Raw genomic sequence first — 21,348 nt, 5'->3', positions numbered from 1 at the left:
AATGGGGCGATCCGCCTACAGGAGCCTAACGCCCCCTGAGAAACAGCTTATCCAGATCACCCATACCCATCTGGGTCCAGGTCGGGCGGCCGTGGTTGCACTGACCACTGCGCTCGGTCTGCTCCATATCGCGTAGCAGGCCGTTCATCTCCGGCAGCGTCAGGCGCCGGTTGGCACGAATTGCCCCGTGGCACGCCATGGTGCCAAGCAATTCATTAAGATGCGCCTGAATACGATCGCTGGTGCCGTACTCCAGCAAATCGGCCAGCACATCCTGCACCAGTCGCGTCGCCTCAGCCTGCTTGAGTAGGGATGGTATTTGTCGGATCGCCAAACTTTCAGGGCCGAGTCGTTGCAGCTCGAAGCCAAGCATTCGGAACCAATGCGCGTGCTCCTCGGCGCAGTCCGCCTCACGCTGCGCGACGGCGATCGACTCGGGCACCAGCAGCGGCTGACCCCGTAACCCCTCGCTGGCCATCGCGGTTTTCAGCCGCTCGTAGGTGATCCGCTCGTGTGCCGCGTGCATGTCTACCAGCACCAGCCCGTGTGCATTTTCGGCCAGAATGTAGATGCCCTTGAGCTGGGCCAGCGCATAGCCCAGCGGCGGAACATCGTCCTGGCTCTCGGGCAACGCCGCCGGCCCGACTTCAGGCAAAGGCGTGAAAAACTCCCGGTAGGCGCCCTGGGCTTCCGCAGCGTTCGCCATCGACATCGCCCGAGGCGTCTGATAGCCGGCACCCGCCCCGCGCCAAGCCGGTTGTTGAGCCTGCGGCTGTTCAAGCACGCTGGCGGCGAGGCTCATCTCGTTCTGCCCGGCGAATTCTCCGGCGGCGATACCACTGGCCTGGGTGATCGACGTCATGCTGGCCGGCGCCACCAACTGATCTTCCGGGCGTACATCGCCTAGCGCACGATGGAGCGTGCCGTAGAGAAAGTCGTGGACCATACGGTTGTCGCGAAAACGGACCTCATGCTTGGTCGGATGAACGTTGACGTCCACCACCGCCGGATCCACATCGAGGAACAGCACGAAGGTCGGATGCCTGCCGTTGAACAATACGTCGCGGTAGGCCTGGCGCACCGCATGGGCAACCAGCTTGTCACGCACCATGCGCCCGTTGACGTAAAAATATTGCAGGTCCGCCTGGCTGCGCGAAAACGTCGGCAAACCGACCCAGCCCCAGAGGTGCAGACCGTTGCGCTCGATTTCCACCGGCAGTGCTTGCTCGAGAAATGCCGGACCGCACACCGAAGCCACACGCCGCGCCCTCGATGCGGCATCGCTGGCCTGATGCAGAGCGAGCACCACCTTGCCGTTGTGTCGCAGATGAAACGCCACATCGAAGCGCGCCAGCGCCAACCGCTTGATCACTTCCTGCAGATGATCGAATTCAGTCTTCTCGGTGCGCAGAAACTTGCGCCGGGCCGGTGTGTTGAAGAACAGGTCGCGCACCTCGACCGACGAGCCCACCGGATGCGCCGCGGGCTGCACCCGCGCTTCCATATCCCGGCCTTCGGTTTCGACCTGCCAGGCCTCAGCGGCGTCGGCCGTGCGCGAGGTCAGTGTCAGCCGCGACACCGAGCTGATCGACGCCAGCGCCTCGCCACGAAAGCCCAGGCTCATTACCCGCTCGAGATCTTCCAGGTCACGGATCTTGCTGGTTGCATGCCGGGCCAGGGCCAGCGGCAGGTCATCGGCCGGAATGCCGCAGCCATTGTCGCGAACGCGCAGCAGCTTGATCCCGCCCTGCTCGACGTCCACCTCGATACGATCAGCGCCAGAGTCGAGACTGTTCTCCAGCAGCTCCTTGATCACCGAAGCGGGCCGTTCGACCACTTCTCCGGCGGCGATCTGGTTCGCCAGCCGCGGGCTGAGCAGCTGGATACGCGCCGCTTCGGTCATGGCTGCGATGCCAGGGTGGTAGCAGGAATGTTCAGCGTCTGACCGACCTTGATCGTGTCACCTTTCAGACTGTTGGCGTTGCGCAATGCGAGCAGACTGATCTGATAACGCTCGGCGAGCAGGGCCAGGCTTTCGCCAGAACGGACCACGTGCTCACGAGGCGCGCTGGCGATCTTGCCGGAATCCCGCAGCCAAGCGACGTAGGTACCAGGCGGCGGGTTCTCGTGGAAAAACTGCCGAACGCCGCTGTGAATCGAGCGCGCTAGCGACTGTTGATGGGATGCGGTCTGCAGCTTACGCGCCTCGGACGGATTGGAGATGAATCCTGTTTCCACCAGGATTGATGGAATATCGGGAGACTTCAGCACCATGAACCCCGCCTGCTCCACACGGCTCTTGTGCAGTGGGGTAATGCGACCCATGTTACTCAGTACCTTCTGCCCGACATTGAGGCTGGACGACAATGACGCAGTCATCGACAGGTCCAGCAGCACGCCGGCCAGCATCTGGTCCTTGTCACCGAGGCTGACATTACCGGCACCGCCGATGAGATCAGAACGGTTCTCGCTGTCAGCCAACCATCGTGCGGTTTCCGAGGTAGCGCCGCGGTCCGACAACGCAAACACGGAGGCTCCATAGGCGGCCGAACGCGGCGCCGCGTCGGCATGTATCGAGACGAACAGGTCCGCACCCTTCTTGCGCGCGATCTCGGTGCGTTTGCGCAGCGGAATGAAGTAATCACCGGTCCGCACCAGCTCGGCACGGAAGCCCTTTTCGGCATTGATCTGGCGTTGCAGCTCTTTGGAAATCTGCAGCACGACCCCTTTCTCATAGACTTTGCCCGGGCCGATCGCGCCCGGGTCCTCGCCACCATGGCCGGCGTCGATGGCAATGACGATGTCACGCTTGCTGCTTGGTAGCGGCGGCAGTTTCAGCGCAGGCAGGGTCGGCGACACGGGCGCAGCGGGAGTACTTGGCGTGACAGTCGCCGGGACTTCGGCGCTGCTGGCACCTTCATCGAACAGATCGACTACGAGTCGATGACCGTACTGCTGATTGGGCGTCAGGGTAAAACTCTTGGGTGTCACCTGCGCAGAGAGATCAATGACCACTCGCAACGTATCGGCGTCGAACTTTGCCGCACGCAGGCCGGAGATGGGGGTGTTTTTCAGCGGGAGCTGTTCGAACGGCTTCGGCAGATTGCCGCCGTCGACGTCGATGACAATGCGATCCGGCGCCGTCAGGGTGAAGACGTTGTGCTGAACCGGACCGGAAAGATCAAATACCAGACGAGTGTTGTCTGGCGCCCGCCACAAACGCACGCTCTGCACATCGGAAGCAGCCAGGACCTGCACCGACGCAAGCATTAATGCCAAACCACTTACCAGCGCGCGCATGCGCATACCCAACCCCATGATTTTCATTGATTACCGATGGTCAGGATGGAACACCAGCCTTCACCGCGCTCGCCTCGTGGCGTCAGGCGCAGCATACGACCGGCCCCGTGCGGCGTAATGGTAATGTCCAGGTCAGCCTTTGGCAAAATGCCGGCGCCACGTTCCGGCCACTCTACCAGGCACAAGGCATCCCCTTCGAAATAGTCGCGAATGCCAAGAAATTCCAGTTCTTCCGGATCGACCAGGCGGTAGAGATCGAAATGAAAGACCCGCGCGCCGGGCATTTCGTATGGTTCGACCAGGGTAAAGGTCGGGCTCTTGACCTTGCCCTCATGACCGAAACCGCGAATCAGCCCGCGCGACAGCGTGGTCTTGCCTGCTCCGAGGTCCCCGTGAAGGTAGATCACGCCCCGACCACCGGTCGCCTGGGCGATGCGCGCGCCAAGCGCGAGCATCGCATCTTCGTCGGCTGCGAAAAGCGTTACCTGCGGCATGGTGATTGCTCCTCGAGCAACTGGCGGATGGCTGGAATCAGATCGGCGGCTGCCAACCCGCGCCCGCCCTCGCCGGTATTTTCGCCGGCAACGGCATGCAGCCATACCGCCAGACAGGCCGCATCGAACGGCGCCAACCCCTGCGCCAACAATGCACCCGCAACACCCGCCAGAACATCACCAAGGCCGGCGCTGGCCATCGCCGGGTGGCCGCGATCACACAAAGCTAAGCGGCCATCACGGTCGGCGATCAAAGTACCTGCGCCCTTGAGCAGTACCGTACAACTGTAACGACTCGCCAGCATCCGCGCCGCCGCCGGGCGATCGGCCTGCACGTCGGCAACAGAGGTATCCAGCAATCTCGCGGCCTCTCCCGGGTGCGGCGTCAGCAGGCAGCCGGCCGGCAGATCGATTGCGCCTGCTGCCAATAGATTCAACGCATCGGCGTCCCACACCTGCGGCAACTGACACTGCGGCGCAAGCGACAGCAGGCTGCGCCCCCAGGGTGCCTGCCCCAGGCCCGGGCCGATGACCAACACATCGGCGCGCTGGGTCAGCGCCGTCAATGCATAGGTGGACTCGACACCGCTGCACATGATTTCCGGTCGCCGTACCAACGCGGCCGTTACGTGCTCAGGACGCGTCGCTAGCGTGACCATCCCGGCACCGCAGCGCAGCGAGGCCTCGGCGGCAAGCAGTGCTGCGCCACCAGTGCCCAGATCGCCGCCGATTACCAGCACCTGGCCGAAGCTGCCCTTGTGCGCAGTCGGCGAACGGGGCGCCAGCACGGGAAGATTCGCCTCACATAGGCGCTCGAGGCCGGGTTCGACCTGGTCGAGGATGGCTGCGTCGGCCTGCAGGTCATCAAACGCCAGCTCACCGACCCGACCCGGCCCCTCCCCCGTAAACAGCCCGACCTTGAGACCAATGAAAGACACCGTGAGGTCTGCCCGCACCGCTTGGCCGAGCACGCGGCCGGTATCGGCGCAAAGGCCGGACGGCAGATCGACCGCCAGGATCGGCAACGCGCTTTCGTTCATCGCGCTAATAGCGCCGACATAAGGCTCGCGCACCTCGCCGGTAATTCCGGTACCGAGCAGCGCATCGACCAGCACTCCGTGCAGTTTGACGTCGGCGGACCACGACACCGGCGTAACGCCAGCTTCCTTCGCCTCAGCGAGCGCTTGCGCGGCATCGCCTTGCAATTGCTGCGGATCGCCCACCGCAAGCACCTGAACCTGACGGCCGGCACGCTGCGCCAACGCCGCGATGAGATAGCCGTCCCCAGCGTTGTTGCCCCGCCCTGCCAGCACGGTGATTCGTTGCTCGTCAGGCCAACGTCGGCGCAGTGCACGCCACGCAGCATGGGCCGCCCGCTGCATCAGTTCGAAGCCGGGTGTGCCGGCGGCGATCAGGCGAGCATCGATATGTCGCACCTGGGCGGCGGAATATAAAGCGGTAGGCAGGGTATCGGTGGTCTGAGACATGAATCACCCGAGCAAATATCTGGCAGAATTATACGCATGCGCCTGCCGAGCCGCCCGCGGCGCGTCGAGATTCACGCGTTTCAGGCGCATGGCGGCAGTCGATCGGCGCAACTTGCCGAATCGAGACCTTCAGCCCGCAATCATCGCCGCAACGCCCGACGACTCGAATCCATGCCCAGCACATCACTCGACCCAGCCGCTCTTGCCGACTCCATCAAGGAGTGGGGCCGTGAGCTTGGCTTCCAGCAGGTCGGCATTACCGGAGTCGATCTGGGTGAGCATGAGGCGCACCTCGAACGCTGGCTGGCTGCGGGCTATCAGGGCGAGATGGACTATATGGCTGCTCACGGCAGCAAACGTTCCCATCCGGAGCAGCTGGTGCCAGGCACCCTGCGGGTCATCTCGCTGCGCATGGATTACCTGCCGGGCGATACAAACATGGCCGAGCGCCTGGCGCAGCCGGAGAAGGCCTATGTGTCGCGCTACGCGCTGGGCCGCGATTATCACAAGCTGATCCGCAAACGCTTGCAGCAACTGGCCGAGCGCATCCAGCAGGTGATCGGCCCCTTCGGCTTCCGTGCGTTCGTCGACAGCGCGCCGGTACTGGAGAAGGCCGTGGCGCAGCAGGCTGGCCTTGGCTGGATCGGCAAGAACACCCTGGTGCTCAACCGCAAGGCCGGCAGCTGGTTCTTCCTCGGCGAACTCTTCGTCGACATCGCCCTGCCCGTCGACGAGCCCACAGCACGCGATCACTGTGGCAGCTGCCACGCCTGCCTGGACATCTGCCCCACCGAAGCCTTCGTCGGCGATCGCGTGCTGGATGCGCGACGATGCATCTCTTACCTGACCATCGAACTCAAGGGTCCGATCCCAATCGAACTGCGGCCGAAGATCGGCAACCGCGTATTCGGCTGCGATGACTGCCAGATCGTATGCCCCTGGAATCGCTTTGCCCGCCCGACCGAGCAAACCGATTTTCAGCCGCGCCATAGCCTGGACAACGCCGAACTGGCCACGCTGTTTCGCTGGACCGAAGAGGAGTTCCTCAGCCGCACCGAGGGTTCCCCCCTGCGTCGGACGGGCTATCAGAGCTGGCTGCGCAACCTGGCCGTAGGACTAGGCAATGCGCCTTCGAGCATTCCCGTACTCGAAGCACTGCAGTCGCGCCGCGAGGATCCGTCCGAGCTAGTGCGCGAGCACGTCGAGTGGGCATTGGCGCAGCATGAGGCCCGCCAGCGCAGCTGAACCTTCCGCGTTTTTTTGCGCCCGGAAGACATACCGATTCGCGTATCGCAGAGACCGCAATTCGTATTGGGACGGAATGGCTCGGCTGTCTAGGCTTTAGCCGGCGCAACGCCGCCAGGCCTTCAATCGACCTTGGCGCCGTGCACCCACGCAGAAAACAACAACAATGTCAGGTGAAGCCATGCAACCTAGATTGCTACTCAACGGAATTGCCCTGTCTCTCATGATCAGCACATTTGGCGCCCAGGCCGCTGGCCTGTCTAACCAGCACGGAAGCTTCGGCAAGATGCCGGACGGCACGCCCATCGAAAAGTACACATTGAAAAACAGCCAGGGGATTGAGGCGGTGGTGATCACCTACGGTGGCGTGCTGCAGTCGCTCATGGTTCCGGATAAAAACGGCAAGCTCGAAGACATCGTGCTCGGTTTCGATGAAATCGACGGCTATATCGAGAACGGCAACGTCTATTTCGGCGCCACCATAGGTCGCTTCGGCAATCGCATCGCCGATGGCCGCTTCGAACTCGACGGCACGACCTACCAGATTCCACAGAACGATGGCAGCAACGCCCTGCATGGCGGACCCAAGGGCTTCGACAAGCGAGTCTGGAAGGCCAAGCCCGCAGACGAGGACGGATGGGTCGGCGTCGAGCTGAGCTACGTGTCGCCCGATGGCGAGATGGGGTTCCCCGGCACCATGACCACCCACGTGACCTATAGCCTCAACGAAGATAACGAGCTGCGCATCCAGTACCGCGCCACCACCGACAAACCCACCGTACTCAACCTGACCAACCACAGCTACTTCAACCTCGCCGGGGCCGGCAGTCCGAGCGTGCTCGACCAGGTCGCGACGCTGCACGCCTCGCGCTACACACCAGTGACCGAGAAGCTGATTCCCACCGGCGAACTGGTCGAGGTCAAGGGCACGCCGATGGATTTCTTACAACCGACTCGCTTCGGTGAGCACATAAAGGGTGACCATCAGCAGCTGAAATTCGCCGAGGCCAAGGCCGGCGGCTTCGATTTCAACTGGGTGCTGGACACCGACGGAGACGTGAGCAAGCTGGCGACCGAAGTGCTTGACCCCGAGTCCGGGCGGCGGCTGTTGATGTACACGACAGAGCCCGGCGTGCAGCTCTATACGGGCAACTTCCTCGACGGAAGCATCACGGGCAAAGGCGGCAAGGCGTACCCGCACTGGAGCGCCTTCACCTTGGAAACGCAGCATTACCCGGACTCGCCGAATCAGCCGGATTTCCCGAGCACACGCCTAGACCCGGGCGAAACCTATACCCAGACCACGATCTACAAATTTCCCAAGCCCTGACGCGGAAGGCCCCGCAAGGGGCCTTCCGGCTGTAACGAGCCTCGCGGTTGGCGAGGTCGTTTTTAGCAGCCGCTTTGCTTGCAGCACGGTTGGTTTCATAGACCGTTGTGGATCCGAACCAGCGTTCGCCGCGGGGCGCGCCTCCTACAGCGGTTCGGTGCGCACTGGCCGCTTTTGTGGGAGGCCCGCCTCGGGGCGAAGCTTTTGGCTCTTGCTGCAGCCTACGTGCCCGTGAGGCCTGCCGTGCGCCTGACCACAACCATGTCGCTGCCCTACCACTCGGCCACGCTGCCATCCGCGTGGCGCCAGATCGGGTTACGCCAGCGATGGCCGATGCGCGCCTGCTCCAGCACGTAGGCCTCGTTGATCTCGATACCCAGCCCCGGCCCGTTCGGAATGGCAACGAAACCATCCTGATACGCGAACACCTCGGGGTTGCTGATGTAATCGAGTAGGTCATTGCCCTGGTTATAATGGATACCCAGGCTCTGCTCTTGAATGAAAGCGTTGTAACAGACGCCGTCGAGCTGCAGGCACGCAGCCAAGGCGATCGGCCCAAGCGGGCAATGCAATGCCAGCGCGACATCGTAAGCCTCGGCCATGCTGGCGATCTTACGCGTCTCGGTAATGCCGCCGGCATGGGAAACATCCGGTTGGATGATGTCGACGTAACCTTCGGCAAGGATGCGCTTGAAGTCCCAGCGTGAGTAAAGCCGCTCCCCCAACGCGATCGGCGCACAGGACAGCGGCGCCAGTTCTCTAAGCGCCTCGTAATTCTCGCTCAGCACGGGCTCCTCGATGAACATTGGCCGATACGGCTCGAGTTCCTTGATCAGGATCTTGGCCATGGGTTTATGCACGCGGCCATGGAAATCGACGCCGATGCCGATTCCCCCCCCCACCGCGTCGCGCACAGCGGCCATGTTCGCCAGCACCGCATCGACCTTGGCGTGACTGTCGACGAATTGCATTTCCTCGCTGGCGTTCATCTTTACCGCGCTGAAACCTCGCGCCACGGCGTCTCGCGCAGCATTGGCGGTGTCGGCCGGGCGATCACCGCCGATCCAGGAATACACACGAATGCGTTCGCGCACCCTGCCGCCGAGCAGCTCACTGACCGAGACGCCGAGCGCCTTGCCCTTTATGTCCCACAGCGCCTGGTCGATGCCAGCGATGGCACTCATGTGGATCGCTCCGCCGCGGTAGAAGCCGCCCCGGTACATCACGGTCCAGAGGTCTTCGACGTTGCGTGGATCGCGGCCAACAAGGTAGTCGGACAGCTCGTCCACTGCGGCGGCAACGCTGTGCGCGCGGCCCTCGACCACAGGCTCGCCCCAGCCGGTGACGCCTTCGTCGGTTTCGATCTTCAGGAACAGCCAGCGTGGCGGCACAACCAGCGTAGTAAGGCGAGTTATTTTCATCGGCAGTCTCTCGAAGGTTGCAATCAGCCCGTTAATGGCCAGTGTGGTGTCGAACGTACGGATCTCCTGCTGTCTCGGCGGCGACCAGGCCGGCCCCCGTGGCGATCTTCCAGAGCCCGGCGGCCGTCGCCTCGGGCGCGAAGCGCAGAGACTCGAAGCCGCAATGCTCCAGCGCCCACAAGTAACGGGCACACAGGGTCGAATTGCCGATAAGGACGATGGGCTGGGACGACGACAGCTGCAGCCCGGACGTCATGGCAGCCAGTTCATGGCCGATGAGCAGCCCGGACAGGTAATCGGCCTGAGCCGAGCCGCTAAGTTCGCCGGTCAGCACCAGGGTGCGGCTGCTGAAGATGGTCGACAATGGGCCACCTTGCCCTTCGTTTGATGTGGCCACCCGCAGGCCCCGCTCGAAAGCCGCAGCGTTAAAGGCGTCACCGATCACCGCCGTGCGACCGAGAATCGTGTGGCCGAGCAGCGCCTGATAGACCTCGCCGGTCATGAACGTCTGGAACTGGCTGAGCTGGCCATCTTCAACCATCACCCACTTGCTATGGCTGCCGGGCAGGCCGATCAGCAACGGCCCGGCGTGATCGGCGTCGCCGTCGAACAAGCCGAACACCTGAGTTTCCTCGCCGCGCATAACGTTGGGTAGAGCACCGCGCTGTATCACACCCGGCACCAGCCACAGCGGCATACCTTGGGAGCGGTGAATCGGTAGCAGCGCCGTACCCAACCCGTCGGCGCCAAGCGGCGCCTCGACGTAGCTGACTTGGCGCCAGCCCTGCGCGCTGCCGATCATGCCGCAGGCAATCATCGGCACCGCCGGATTCGACCGCTGCCAGTCGCCACAGGCTTGTTCCAGCGCGCGTTCGAAGTCGGCCTCGCTGCCATCGAGCTGCATGATGCCCAACGGCAGGCTGCGTTCTTCCAGCGTTTCGCCGGCCGCACCGAGCCGATAAGCGCGCAATGAACTGGTGCCCCAGTCCAGCGCTATCAGGCGTGTATTCACGGGTTCTCCAGCGCGCTGGCACGCGACGCGAATGGGATCAGCGCTGCTTCAGCCGATCGATGATCACCGCGATCAGCAGGATCGTGCCGCGGATGACGTACTGATAGAAGGTGTCGATGTTTTTCAGGTTCATCGCGTTCTCGATGATCGCGAGAATCAACACCCCCGCGATCACGTGGCGAATCATGCCGATGCCACCGCTGAGCGACACGCCACCCAGTACGCAGGCGGAGATCACCGTCAGCTCGAATCCCTGGCCGATCATCGGCTGCCCGGACGTCATCCGCGACGCCAGCACCACACCGGCCAGCGCACCGATCAGGCCATGCACGGCGAAGATGATGATCTTGGTGCGATCGACATGGACCCCTGCCAGCAGCGCCGCTTCCTGGTTGCCGCCGATGGCCATGGTGTTGCGGCCGTAGGTGGTGTAGTTGAGCAGCCAGCCGAAGAAGGCGAAGCACACAAGGGTGATCAGGATAGGCACCGGCACACCGAACAGGCTGCCGTTGCCGAACAGGAAGAACTCTTCCTGCATCACCCCCACCGCTTTGCCATTGGAAAAGATGTAGGCCAGCCCGCGAACGATCTGCATGGTCGCCAGCGTCGCGATCAGCGCATTGATACGCAGCTTGGCGATCACGATGCCATTGACCAGCCCGACCACCAGGCCCATCGCCAACGCCGCCGAGACGCCGAGGAAGACGCTTTCGGTATCGCGCATCACCACTGCCGCCACCACACCGGCGCAGGCAATCACCGACCCGACCGACAGGTCGAAGTGCCCGGATGCCAGGCAGAACAGCATGGTGCAGGCGGCAATGCCGACGGTCGAGATCGCCAACCCGAGCCCGCGCATGTTCAACGGCGAGAGGAAGTTTTCGATGAAGATCGCCGACAGCACGAAGATGCCGAGTGCGGCCAATACCATGACCCAGTCATCAAGGAAACGGCGCATATTGAGGCCCTGCCGCGGCGCGGACAGAGCGTTCTGTTGAGCAGACATAAAGCACCTCATCATTGTTGTTCAGCCGCGCGAACGCGGGAGTGCCAGTTGCAGCAGGCGGGACTCATCGGCCTGCTCTCGAGGGAGCTCGCCAGTGATCGCCCCCTCGCTCATTACCAAAATACGGTCGGAGATACCGATGACCTCCATCAGGTCGCTGGACACGACGATCACCGCGATACCGCTCGCCGCGAGGTCATGGATGATCTGGTAGATCTCGGCCTTGGCGCCGATGTCGATGCCGCGGGTGGGCTCGTCGAGCAACAGCACCTTCATCGGCATCGACAGCCAGCGACCGAGGATCACCTTCTGCTGGTTGCCGCCGGAGAGGTAGACGATCTGCTGATCCGGCGATGGCGTCTTGATGTTCAACGCGCGAATCTGTCGGTCGGCGTTCTCACGCTCCCAGCGGCCCTGCACCAGGCAACCCAGGCGCGCGTTGCGGCTGCGCGCGCCGATGTTGATGTTCTCCGCCACGCTGCCCAGCGGCACGATGCCTTCTTTCTTGCGGTCTTCGGGACACAGCAGAATGCCTGCGGCGATGGCATCGCGCGCCGACTTAAGTTTCAGTGGTTGCCCATCGAGCTTCACCGTACCGGCTTTGTGCGGAGCAAGCCCGGCAAGCAGGCGCAGCAGCTCGGTACGCCCAGCACCGACCAGGCCGAAAAAGCCGAGCACCTCGCCACGGCTGACCGAGAAACTCACCAGCTCCTGCAAGCCGTGACCGAGCAGGCCCTCGACGCGCAGGGCCTCACCCTGCTGCTCGCGGGGGCGATAGTTGTAGATATCGTCGATATCCCGACCGACCATGCAGGTCACCAGCTGGTCGTGTGTCAGTTCGCTCATGTCGTCGAACGTGCAAACGAAGCGACCGTCCTTGAACACCGTGACCGCGTCGCAGATACGGAAGATCTCTTCCATCCGGTGCGAGACGTAAAGCACCACGCGCCCTTCGTCTCGCAACCTGGCGATGATGGTCATCAGCCGCTCGATCTCGCGCGCCGACAGGCTGCTGGTGGGTTCATCGAAGGCGATCACGTGGGCATTGCGCGACATGGCCTTGGCGATCTCCACCAGTTGGCGCTGCCCCAGCGACAGGCTGCCCAGGCGTGCCGCCGGTTCGATTTCGTCCGCCAGGCCCTTGAGCAGTTCACAGGCCTGACGATGCATGGCGCGCCGATTGACCAGCCCGAAGCGCGACGGCATGTGCCCGAGCATCAGGTTCTCGGCCACGCTCATCTCCGGCACCAGGTGCAGCTCCTGATGGATCACCGCGACGCCGCTGGCAATGCTTTCCCCGGCCGAGCGGAACGTCAGGCTGCGCTCGCCGATCTGCAGCTCACCGCTGCTGGGCTGGTAAGCGCCACCAAGGATCTTCAACAGTGTCGACTTGCCGGCGCCGTTCTCGCCCATCAGCGCATGCACGGTACCGGGTCGCGCGACGAAGCTGATGTCCGACAGCGCGCGCACGCCCGGGAAATTCTTGCCGATGCCGTTGAACTGCAGGCTGTCGCCCGCTTTGACTTGTTGGAACATGGAGCGTCTCCACGCTCGCCCGATCGACCGGACGAGTTCGATGCTGAAATCGGCCTGAGATCAGGCCTCCCGCCAATGGACCGAGTTATTTCCAGAGGCCGATCTTTTCCAGTTCTTCCTGAAAGTTCTCGCGGGTGATCAGGGTGACTTCGTCCATCGCGGTGTACTTGGGCGGCTCTTTGCCCTCGGTGACCCACTCGTACATCATCCGCGCCGTCTCGTAGCCCTCGATATGCGGGCTGGGCAGCATCGAGCCGTAGAAGCCACTGTTGTCCTTCTTCAGCTCGCCGATGGCATCGGTGCCATTGATGCCGATACCGATCACGTTCTCGGCGCTGAAGCCGGCGCTCTCGGTGGCGCGCACACCACCCAGCACCGTGTTGTCGTTCATGCCGCCGATGATCAGGTTCTTCGCGCCGCGCGGCAGCTTCACTAGTGCCGAGGTGGTGGCGTTCATGCTGCCCGGCACGTCGAGGGTTTTCTGCGGGGTATAGAGAATGTGGTCTTCAGGAAAGCCGGCCTTCTTCAGCGCATCCACCGAGCCGTCCGTGCGCTTCTTGCCGGTGTCCAGCTCGTTATAGGTGTTGATCACCGCGTAGGTATCGTTCCAGTCCCAGCCGCGCTTCTTGGCTTCCTCGGCCATGGCTGCGCCCTGCTTCTGACCGACCTCGAAGGCGGCCATGCCGAGATAGGGCACGTCTTCCATGAACTCGCCCTTGGCGTCGACGAAACGATCATCGACCGCCATGACCTTGAGGTCATTGAACTTGGACTTGGCGACGATGGCCGGGCCGAGCGCCACGTCAGGTGGGCAGATGACGAAGCCCTTGGCGCCATTGGCCGCCAGGCTGTCGATGGCGGCGAGGGTCTTCTCGCCGTCCGGTACGGCGATCTTCAGCAGGGTAAAGCCGTGCTCTTTGGCAGCCTTCTCCGCGAACGCCCATTCGGTCTGGAACCAGGGCTCTTCGGGTTGCTTGACCAGAAAACCGATCTTGACTTCTTCTTGGGCCAGGGTCGCAGCGGCGAAACTCATCGCACCGACCGTTAACGCCGCACAGCAAAGCGAACGGATACCGAAAGAACGAAACATAGCTACCTCCATTGTTCTTATTGAATAGCTCTGATTAGCCGGGTGCTCATCACCCTCACACGCCCCACCGAATGCTTGCTGGCGGCTTTCCGCAGGGCCGCTGGCGGCCCTTTTGAATCGAATGCCTGAACTGATCGCGCCGTTAATCGTGGTAGAGCACCGAACGCCCGCCATCGATGGTGATACAAGCGGCATTGATGAAAGGCGCTTCGTCGGTGGCGAGAAACAGCGCGGTCATCGCCACTTCGATCGGCTGGCCGATGCGACGCGGCGGATGCATGTCGAAGGCGCGCTGGCGCTCGGCCTGCGGGTCGGAAAAATCGTTCCAGTAATCGACGTTTAGCTGCGTCTCGATGTAGCCCGGCGCGATGGCGTTGACGCGAATTCCCTTGGGGGCATATTCGATGCCGAGCGCGCGGGTCAGGCCGAGCAGCCCGTGCTTGGCGACCGGATAGGGGAAGCAGCCGGGGATGATGTTGGTCGAATGCACCGAAGCGATGTTGATGATGTTGCCGACCCCGCGTTGCACCATGTGTGGCAGGGCCGCCTTGCAACCAAACCAGACGCCATCCAGGTCGATGGCGAAGCAGCGCCGCCAGTCCTCCTCGGTCATTTCCAGCGGGTCGCGGAACACGTTGACGCCGGCGCAGTTGACCAGCACGTCGACCTGGCCGTAGTGCTCGAGGGCCAGTCCGACCAGCGCTTCCAGCTCGGCCGGCTGGGTGACGTCGGTCTTCAGAGCTCGCACCTCGCCGCCACGCTCGCGCCAGCCGGCGGCGACCCGCTCGGTCTTCTCGCCCTGGATGTCGCCAATGACGACCTTGGCCTGTTGCGCCTGAAAGCAGGCAACGATGGCTTCGCCGATGCCCTGGGCACCGCCGGTGACGACCACGACCTTGCCTTTCAGGCGTTCGCCGCGCGGGGGTTCGGGTGTCGATGGCAAGGTGAGCGGTGCGGCCATGTGAACAACTCCTCTGACGAATGATTGGCCGCCCGGCGGCCTGAAAAAAATGGATCAACCGGCAAAGCCTGTACAAGGCGTGCCGGCGATGCCGACGTCGGCCACCAGCACGGCGCCGTCCAGCTCGGTCGACGCCTCGTCCGACCTGGCCGAGGTGACATACAGATGAGTCAGGTTGGGTCCGCCGAACACGCAGCTGGTGGGATGACTGACGGGCAGTTCAACGATGCGATCCAAGCAGCCATCCGGCGCGAAACGCAGCAGGCAGTGGCCACCCCAGCGCGCATTCCAGACGCAGCCCTCGACATCCATCGCCGAGCCGTCGGGCACGCCACGCGGATGCGGGCCGGCCCAGGTGTCTCGACCGATCAGCTGCCCGTCGTCGTCGATGCGGTGGATGTAAAGCGTCTCGTCCAGCGTGTCGCCACAGATGAGCCGATCGCCCGCCTCGTTCCACAGCAAGGTGTTGACGATGCCGAGGTCGCTGAGCAGCTGCGTGACCGAGCCATCCGGGTCGACCCGGAACAGCCCGCCGGAACGCCGAGTGATCGGCAGGTCGCCGCCATCGCCGGCAATGTTGTTTTGCATGGTGCCGAGCCAGAGCCGCCCCTGGCCGTCGCAGCGCGCCTCGTTGGCGCGGTTGCCGGGCGTGGCGTCGGCAACGCAGAAACGTTCGAGCGCAGGTGCAGCGTCAGCAGCGTTAGGATCGAGGCGATAGACGCCGCTGGCCAGGGTCACCAGCGCGTCGCCACGCAGGCAGGGAATGAACGCCGATACCGGCTCGGCCAGCTGCCATTGCCGGTAGCCGTCCGGGCCCAGCCGGCAGGCCAGCCGCCCGACGATATCGGCCCAGTAGAGCGTCTGCTCCCGAGCGTCCCAGAAAGGGCCCTCGGCCAGCCTGTAGCGTTGTTGCGAGATGGGCAGCCATTGCATGGTCGCACTCCGCTTTCATTGTTTTTATGGCGCGGTCTGCTCGCCGCGTAATACGACCAGTTCGGGGTAATGGCGTGAAATGGTCAGGGCGGCGCGCTCGATCAGCGTCATGCAGGCCCAGACGCCGCGCGCGACGTCGCGGCTGGCGATGGCGTCGGCGATGTCCTTGTGCAGCGGCAGGGTCAGGCCGAGCTCGTCAGGAACCGTCGATGACACTTCGAAGGACACCGCCAGCAAGGCGCCCAGCGCGGGCACCATGCGCTCGATGAACTGGTTGTGGCTGGCGGCAAGCACCGCCTCGTGGAACAGCTTGTCGGCGCGGTTGTATTCATCCTTGTCGCCGAGGGATGCGGCCAGCATCTGGTAGGCCGCCTGGATTTCGGCAATCTGCTTCGGTGTTGCGCGCTCGCACGCCCAGCGCACGGCGGTCGGCTCGATGGTCCGGCGCAGATCGAGCAGGTCCATCACGAAGCTTTCCGGCAGCCCGTTCTCGGCCAGCCACCCCACCACCTGTACATCGAACAGGTTCCAGGAGCGCACCGGGGTCACGCGGGTGCCGACCTTCGGCCCGACATCGAGCATGCCCTTGGCCACCAGCGTCTTGATCGCCTCGCGGATCACCGTGCGGCTGACACCGAGCTCTTCGCAGAGCCCCGCTTCGACCTTCAGCGCCTCGCCTGGCTGAACCTTGCCCGAGGCGATCCAGGAGCCCAGCCATTCCACCGTTGCGCTGTGATAGTTGTTCGACATGCGAGCCCCTGTGCGGCTGCCCTTGGTTCCATTGAACCCTATCATCATATGATTGGCTGTCAAATCTGACTGGCAACTCTCACATCGAAATCGCCCGAACGATTGAGCGGGTAAGCGGCCGGCGCCACGCCATGGCGACATATTGAAGAAGCGAAGACGGCTTTCGGGGGCGATCACAGCAACGGAACCTAGCCGTACCGAACGGAGACAGCTGGTTCCGCCAACCGTCGAGCGGCCCAGCAAGCTAGCCTTCTGATCATATGAATAGAAAATGCCGGGCGTCTGAGCGCCACGCTCGGGATTTGCGATCAGGCCAAGCCTCATCGTCTTTCCTCGCTTTTTATTATTCTGGAATGCCGGCCACTCTAAGAAGCACCGCTAACGCTGCCTAGTGACAGCTGCTGATCGCGCGATAACCAATACTTATCGGCAAACGAGCTTCATCACAGGACCACTTGCCTCGACCTGGGCATCGAACCGAGGGGCTAGAGACCGCCTTGTACGTTGACCCCCAGCCCAAGCACGGCCGCGAGCGAGAGTGGCAGTAGCAGCGTGTCGAGCAATACGCTGGCGGGCAGGTCGAGGGCCGCATATTTCGGCGCTTTGGCCCCGAAACGATCCATGGGACAGCAACCATCGTTGAGGCGGTACCAGTCCAGTCGGGTGCCCGAGTAAACGATGGGCGCGCCGGGCTTGGCTGCATGGAGGGTGCGCACTGTGGCGCAACCGGAGAGCAGCAGTACGAGCGCCAATGTCGAGCCGAGTCGCATAGCCGATCGCTTCATGGGCGCCTCCTCCGGTTGTTGTCGAACGCTGGCGCGGCCGTGCTCAGTCGTCGCTGACGATATGGTGCTCGCCCCAGCGCGGCAGCATGTCCTGCGGGATGTTGAGCACATTGAGGATGCGCGCGACGACGAAATCCACCAGATCATCGATGGTTTGCGGTTGATGGTAAAAGCCCGGCGAGGCCGGCAGGATGGTCGCGCCGAGATTGGACAGTTTGAGCATGTTCTCCAGATGAATGCTCGAATACGGCGCTTCACGAGGGACGAGGATCAGCTGGCGGCGCTCCTTGAGAGCGACGTCAGCGGCGCGCTCGATCAGGTTGTTGCAGGCACCGGTGGCAATCGCCGACAGGGTACCGGTGGAGCACGGCACCACCACCATAGCGGTCGGCGCGCCGGAGCCCGAAGCCGGCGGTGCCATCCAGTCTTCCTTGGCAAAAACCCGGATCTGCCCGACCGCGGCGCCGGTGTATTCGGACAGAAACGCCTGCATGGCCTGCGGCTTGGCCGGCAGCACCACATCGGTCTCGGTGGCCATCACCAGCTGCGCCGCCTTGGAGATTAGGAAGTGCACCTCGCGGTCTTCCTGAATCAGGCAATCGAGCAGTCGCAAGCCATATTGCGCCCCGGAGGCGCCGGTCATGGCCAATGTGATGCGTTCCGGTCCGTTCATACAATCTGCTCCGTCAAGCGGGCACGCCCGCCGATTATTTGTCTCGGGGGCTCCGCTCGCCTCCGGATCTCTCCTACAAGGGCCCCGGGCTCAGCCATGGGGCCGTTGCGTGGAAATGCCTTCGGCGATTTCCACCTTGGGCGATCAGCCCAACGCCTCCGCCAGTTTGACGTGCAACCCGCCAAAACCACCATTGCTCATCACCACCACCTGCGTGCCCGGTTTGGCGTCGGCTTTCACCTTAGCAATGATCGCGTCCAGCGAATCACAGACGGTCGTCTCGACCGGCGAACCGGCCACGGTGGCGGCCAGATCCCAGCCGAGATTCGGCGGCGCGTACCAGATCGCCTGATCCGCCAGTGCCACCGAGTCAGCCAGGCCTTCACGGTGCGCGCCAAGTTTCATGGAATTGGAACGCGGCTCGATCACGGCAATGATCGGCGTATCGCCCACGCGCTTGCGCAGCCCATCAAGCGTGGTGGCGATAGCGGTCGGGTGGTGTGCGAAATCGTCATAGATGGTTATGCCGTTGACGTCCGCGACCTTCTCCATGCGCCGCTTGACGCTACGGAACTCGCTCAACGCCTCGGCGCCCAGCTTCGGCAGTACGCCGACATGACGCGCTGCGGCGAGGGTGGCCAGGGCGTTGTTGACGTTGTGCAGGCCAGTCAATTCCCAGTCGACCACGCCCTGAACGGCGCCATCGAAGATCACCTCGAAACGCGACCCGTCGGCGCTGAGCAGGTTCGCCTGCCACTGCCCGCCTTCGCCAGTGGTCTGCACCGGCGTCCAGCAACCCATGCCGACCACGCGTTTGAGTGCGGCTTCGGATTCGGGATGAATGACCAGGCCTTCGCTGGGCACGGTGCGCACCAGGTGGTGGAACTGCCTTTCGATCGCAGCGAGGTCCGGGAAAATGTCGGCGTGGTCGAATTCCAGGTTGTTCAGGATCGCCGTGCGCGGACGGTAATGGACGAACTTGCTGCGCTTGTCGAAGAAGGCGCTGTCGTATTCGTCGGCCTCGACCACGAAGAACGGCGTACCCCCCAGGCGCGCCGAAATACCGAAGTTCTGCGGCACACCACCGATGAGAAAGCCCGGGCTCATGCCAGCGTGTTCCAGCACCCAGGCCAGCATGCTGCTGGTGGTGGTCTTGCCATGGGTGCCGGCCGCTGCCAATACCCAGCGGCCCTGCAGAACATGGTCGGCCAGCCATTGCGGGCCCGACACATAGGGCAGGCCCTTGTTCAGCACGTACTCAACCGCCGGGTTGCCACGAGACAACGCATTGCCAATCACCACCAGATCGGGCGCCGGCTCGAGCTGGCTCGGCTCGTAGCCCTGAGTCAGCTCGATGCCCTGGGCTTCAAGCTGGGTGCTCATCGGGGGGTAGACGTTGGCATCGGAGCCGGTGACGCGGTGGCCGAGTTCCTTGGCCAGCACCGCCAGCGAACCCATGAAGGTGCCGCAGATGCCGAGAATGTGAATGTGCATGAATGACCTCTGGAAAGCGCTGCGCCAAACGGAGGGACCCCGCGGCACAGCCGCGCGTGTCGGCGCCGAAAACTGCGGCGCAGATTAGCACAGCACCTGCTCGCTGGCCCCCGCACCGCACGTCGCCTCGCCTACCGACGAACGGGCTTTGTTCTACGCTGAATCACAGCAGTCCCAACACAATTACAAGTTCCGGAGACTCACCATGCGTTACGCCCATCCCGGCAGCGAAGGCGCTGTCGTTTCCTTCAAATCCCGTTACGGCAACTTCATCAACGGCGAGTTCGTCGAGCCAGTCAACGGCCAGTACTTCACCAACCTGTCCCCGGTCAACGGCCAGCCCATCGCCGAATTCCCCCGCTCCGACGCAGCCGATATCGAGAAAGCGCTCGATGCCGCCCATGCCGCCGCCGATGCCTGGGGCAAGACCAGCGTGCAGGCGCGCTCGCTGATCCTGCTGAAGATCGCCGATCGCATCGAGCAGAACCTCGAAATGCTCGCCATCACCGAAACCTGGGACAACGGCAAGGCGGTACGTGAAACGTTGAACGCCGACATTCCGCTGGCCGCCGACCACTTCCGCTATTTCGCCGGCTGCATCCGTGCTCAGGAAGGCACTGCCGCCGAGATCGACGAGCACACCGCGGCCTATCACTTTCACGAACCGCTGGGCGTGGTCGGGCAGATCATCCCCTGGAACTTCCCGATTCTGATGGCCGCCTGGAAGCTCGCCCCGGCGCTGGCCGCCGGCAACTGCGTGATACTCAAGCCGGCCGAGCAGACACCGCTGGGCATCGCCGTGCTGATGGAACTGGTGGGTGATCTGCTGCCGCCCGGCGTGTTGAATGTCGTTCAGGGCTTCGGCAAGGAAGCCGGCGAGGCACTGGCGAGCAGCAAGCGCATCGCCAAGATCGCCTTCACCGGCTCCACCCCGGTGGGCTCGCACATCATGCAGCGCGCCGCTGAAAGCATCATTCCAAGTACCGTCGAGCTGGGTGGCAAGAGCCCGAACATCTATTTCGAAGACATCATGCAGGCCGAACCGACCTTTATCGAAAAGGCCGCAGAAGGTCTGGTGCTGGGCTTCTTCAACCAGGGCGAAGTCTGCACCTGCCCGTCGCGTGCGCTGGTTCAGGAGTCCATCTACGCACCCTTCATGGAAGCGGTGATGAAGAAGGTTGAGCAGATCAAACGCGGCGATCCACTGGATACCGACACCATGGTCGGCGCTCAGGCCAGCCAGCAGCAGTTCGACAAGATCATGTCCTACCTCGAAATCGCCAAGCAGGAAGGCGCCGAAGTGCTCACCGGCGGCGGAGTCGAGAAGCTCGAAGGCTCTCTCGCCACTGGCTATTACATCCAGCCGACGTTGCTCAAGGGCACCAACCAGATGCGCGTGTTTCAGGAGGAAATTTTCGGCCCGGTCATCGGTGTCACCACCTTCAAAGACGAAGCCGAAGCACTCGCGATCGCCAACGACACCGAGTACGGCCTCGGAGCGGGCGTCTGGACCCGCGACATCAACCGCGCCTACCGCATGGGCCGGGCGATCAAGGCTGGCCGTGTCTGGACCAACTGCTACCACCTCTACCCCGCGCATGCGGCGTTCGGTGGCTACAAGAAGTCCGGCGTCGGTCGCGAGACGCACAAGATGATTCTCGACAGCTATCAACAGACCAAGAACCTGCTGATCAGCTACGACATCAATCCTCTCGGGTTCTTCTAGCCCGCTCGCTGAAACGCTCCGCCAAGGTGCCAGCCCGACGCCATGCGCGCCGGGCTGGTGCGGCGGTGCCTGCAATAAGGCGCAGCAGAGCGTGAGAAAACACCA

The 21,348-nt window shown here is 63.1% G+C and carries 18 protein-coding genes; 3 read left to right on the top strand and 15 right to left on the bottom strand.

Features of this window, described 5'->3' with window-relative positions:
* Nucleotides 1-25 precede the first annotated feature (25 nt).
* Genes mutL through H3028_RS15710 form a run of 4 tightly spaced genes read right to left on the bottom strand, consistent with a single transcriptional unit; the run spans nt 26 to nt 5,281 of the window.
* Nucleotides 26-1,903 carry a DNA mismatch repair endonuclease MutL gene (mutL, locus tag H3028_RS15725; RefSeq protein ID WP_181298194.1) on the bottom strand — a complete coding sequence of 626 codons (1,878 nt, stop codon included), beginning with the start codon at nt 1,901-1,903 and terminating at the stop codon, nt 26-28.
* The gene (locus H3028_RS15720) at nt 1,900-3,306 is read right to left on the bottom strand and encodes an N-acetylmuramoyl-L-alanine amidase (protein ID WP_181298193.1); all 1,407 of its coding nucleotides are present in this window, start codon (nt 3,304-3,306) and stop codon (nt 1,900-1,902) included. The genes mutL and H3028_RS15720 overlap by 4 nt, the downstream gene beginning before the upstream one ends.
* A gap of 17 nt (nt 3,307-3,323) precedes the next feature.
* Nucleotides 3,324-3,794, bottom strand: coding sequence for a tRNA (adenosine(37)-N6)-threonylcarbamoyltransferase complex ATPase subunit type 1 TsaE (gene tsaE / locus H3028_RS15715; protein WP_181298192.1), 471 nt, complete (start codon nt 3,792-3,794; stop codon nt 3,324-3,326).
* Nucleotides 3,782-5,281, bottom strand: coding sequence for an NAD(P)H-hydrate dehydratase (locus H3028_RS15710; protein ID WP_181298191.1), 1,500 nt, complete (start codon nt 5,279-5,281; stop codon nt 3,782-3,784). The genes tsaE and H3028_RS15710 overlap by 13 nt, the downstream gene beginning before the upstream one ends.
* A 171-nt stretch (nt 5,282-5,452) precedes the next feature.
* Between H3028_RS15710 and queG the strand changes: the two genes are divergently transcribed.
* On the top strand, nt 5,453-6,526 hold the full coding sequence (gene queG, locus H3028_RS15705) for a tRNA epoxyqueuosine(34) reductase QueG (protein ID WP_181298190.1): 1,074 nt from the start codon (nt 5,453-5,455) through the stop codon (nt 6,524-6,526).
* A 181-nt stretch (nt 6,527-6,707) separates the two neighbouring features.
* The gene (locus H3028_RS15700; protein WP_181298189.1) at nt 6,708-7,856 is read left to right on the top strand and encodes an aldose epimerase family protein; all 1,149 of its coding nucleotides are present in this window, start codon (nt 6,708-6,710) and stop codon (nt 7,854-7,856) included.
* Nucleotides 7,857-8,128: 272 nt separating this feature from the next.
* Here the strand turns inward: H3028_RS15700 and dgoD are convergent, their stop codons facing one another.
* The 11 genes from dgoD to mpl form a co-directional block, all read right to left on the bottom strand.
* A complete protein-coding gene (gene dgoD / locus H3028_RS15695) occupies nt 8,129-9,277 on the bottom strand; it encodes a galactonate dehydratase (RefSeq protein WP_181298188.1) in 1,149 nt (382 codons plus the stop codon).
* Nucleotides 9,278-9,308: 31 nt separating this feature from the next.
* Complete coding sequence (locus H3028_RS15690) at nt 9,309-10,289, bottom strand: 2-dehydro-3-deoxygalactonokinase (protein ID WP_181298187.1); 981 nt, start codon at nt 10,287-10,289, stop codon at nt 9,309-9,311.
* Nucleotides 10,290-10,326: 37 nt separating this feature from the next.
* A complete protein-coding gene (gene araH / locus H3028_RS15685) occupies nt 10,327-11,295 on the bottom strand; it encodes an L-arabinose ABC transporter permease AraH (RefSeq protein ID WP_168425109.1) in 969 nt (322 codons plus the stop codon).
* Between the two features lie 21 nt (nt 11,296-11,316).
* Nucleotides 11,317-12,831: an L-arabinose ABC transporter ATP-binding protein AraG gene (araG, locus tag H3028_RS15680; protein ID WP_181298186.1), complete on the bottom strand. Its 1,515-nt coding sequence runs from the start codon at nt 12,829-12,831 to the stop codon at nt 11,317-11,319.
* 85 nt (nt 12,832-12,916) lie between these two features.
* A complete protein-coding gene (locus tag H3028_RS15675) occupies nt 12,917-13,921 on the bottom strand; it encodes a substrate-binding domain-containing protein (RefSeq protein WP_181298185.1) in 1,005 nt (334 codons plus the stop codon).
* 142 nt (nt 13,922-14,063) lie between these two features.
* Nucleotides 14,064-14,882: an SDR family oxidoreductase gene (locus H3028_RS15670; RefSeq protein ID WP_181298184.1), complete on the bottom strand. Its 819-nt coding sequence runs from the start codon at nt 14,880-14,882 to the stop codon at nt 14,064-14,066.
* A 54-nt stretch (nt 14,883-14,936) separates the two neighbouring features.
* A complete protein-coding gene (locus tag H3028_RS15665; RefSeq protein ID WP_181298183.1) occupies nt 14,937-15,815 on the bottom strand; it encodes an SMP-30/gluconolactonase/LRE family protein in 879 nt (292 codons plus the stop codon).
* A gap of 24 nt (nt 15,816-15,839) precedes the next feature.
* Complete coding sequence (locus H3028_RS15660; RefSeq protein ID WP_181298182.1) at nt 15,840-16,565, bottom strand: FadR/GntR family transcriptional regulator; 726 nt, start codon at nt 16,563-16,565, stop codon at nt 15,840-15,842.
* Nucleotides 16,566-17,050: 485 nt separating this feature from the next.
* Nucleotides 17,051-17,335, bottom strand: a complete 285-nt coding sequence (locus H3028_RS15655) for a YceK/YidQ family lipoprotein (RefSeq protein WP_375154425.1) — start codon at nt 17,333-17,335, stop codon at nt 17,051-17,053.
* 58 nt (nt 17,336-17,393) lie between these two features.
* Nucleotides 17,394-18,023, bottom strand: a complete 630-nt coding sequence (ubiX, locus tag H3028_RS15650; protein ID WP_181298180.1) for a flavin prenyltransferase UbiX — start codon at nt 18,021-18,023, stop codon at nt 17,394-17,396.
* Nucleotides 18,024-18,167: 144 nt separating this feature from the next.
* Entirely contained in the window at nt 18,168-19,517 is a 1,350-nt protein-coding gene (mpl, locus tag H3028_RS15645) for a UDP-N-acetylmuramate:L-alanyl-gamma-D-glutamyl-meso-diaminopimelate ligase (RefSeq protein ID WP_181298179.1), read from the bottom strand.
* Nucleotides 19,518-19,722: 205 nt separating this feature from the next.
* Between mpl and H3028_RS15640 the strand changes: the two genes are divergently transcribed.
* Nucleotides 19,723-21,243: an aldehyde dehydrogenase family protein gene (locus tag H3028_RS15640; RefSeq protein WP_181298178.1), complete on the top strand. Its 1,521-nt coding sequence runs from the start codon at nt 19,723-19,725 to the stop codon at nt 21,241-21,243.
* Nucleotides 21,244-21,348: the final 105 nt, after the last annotated feature.

Origin of the sequence: Pseudomonas sp. Q2-TVG4-2 (assembly GCF_013620795.1) — a bacterium.
Taxonomy (GTDB): domain Bacteria; phylum Pseudomonadota; class Gammaproteobacteria; order Pseudomonadales; family Pseudomonadaceae; genus Stutzerimonas.
This window is presented reverse-complemented; position numbering and strand designations above follow the sequence as displayed.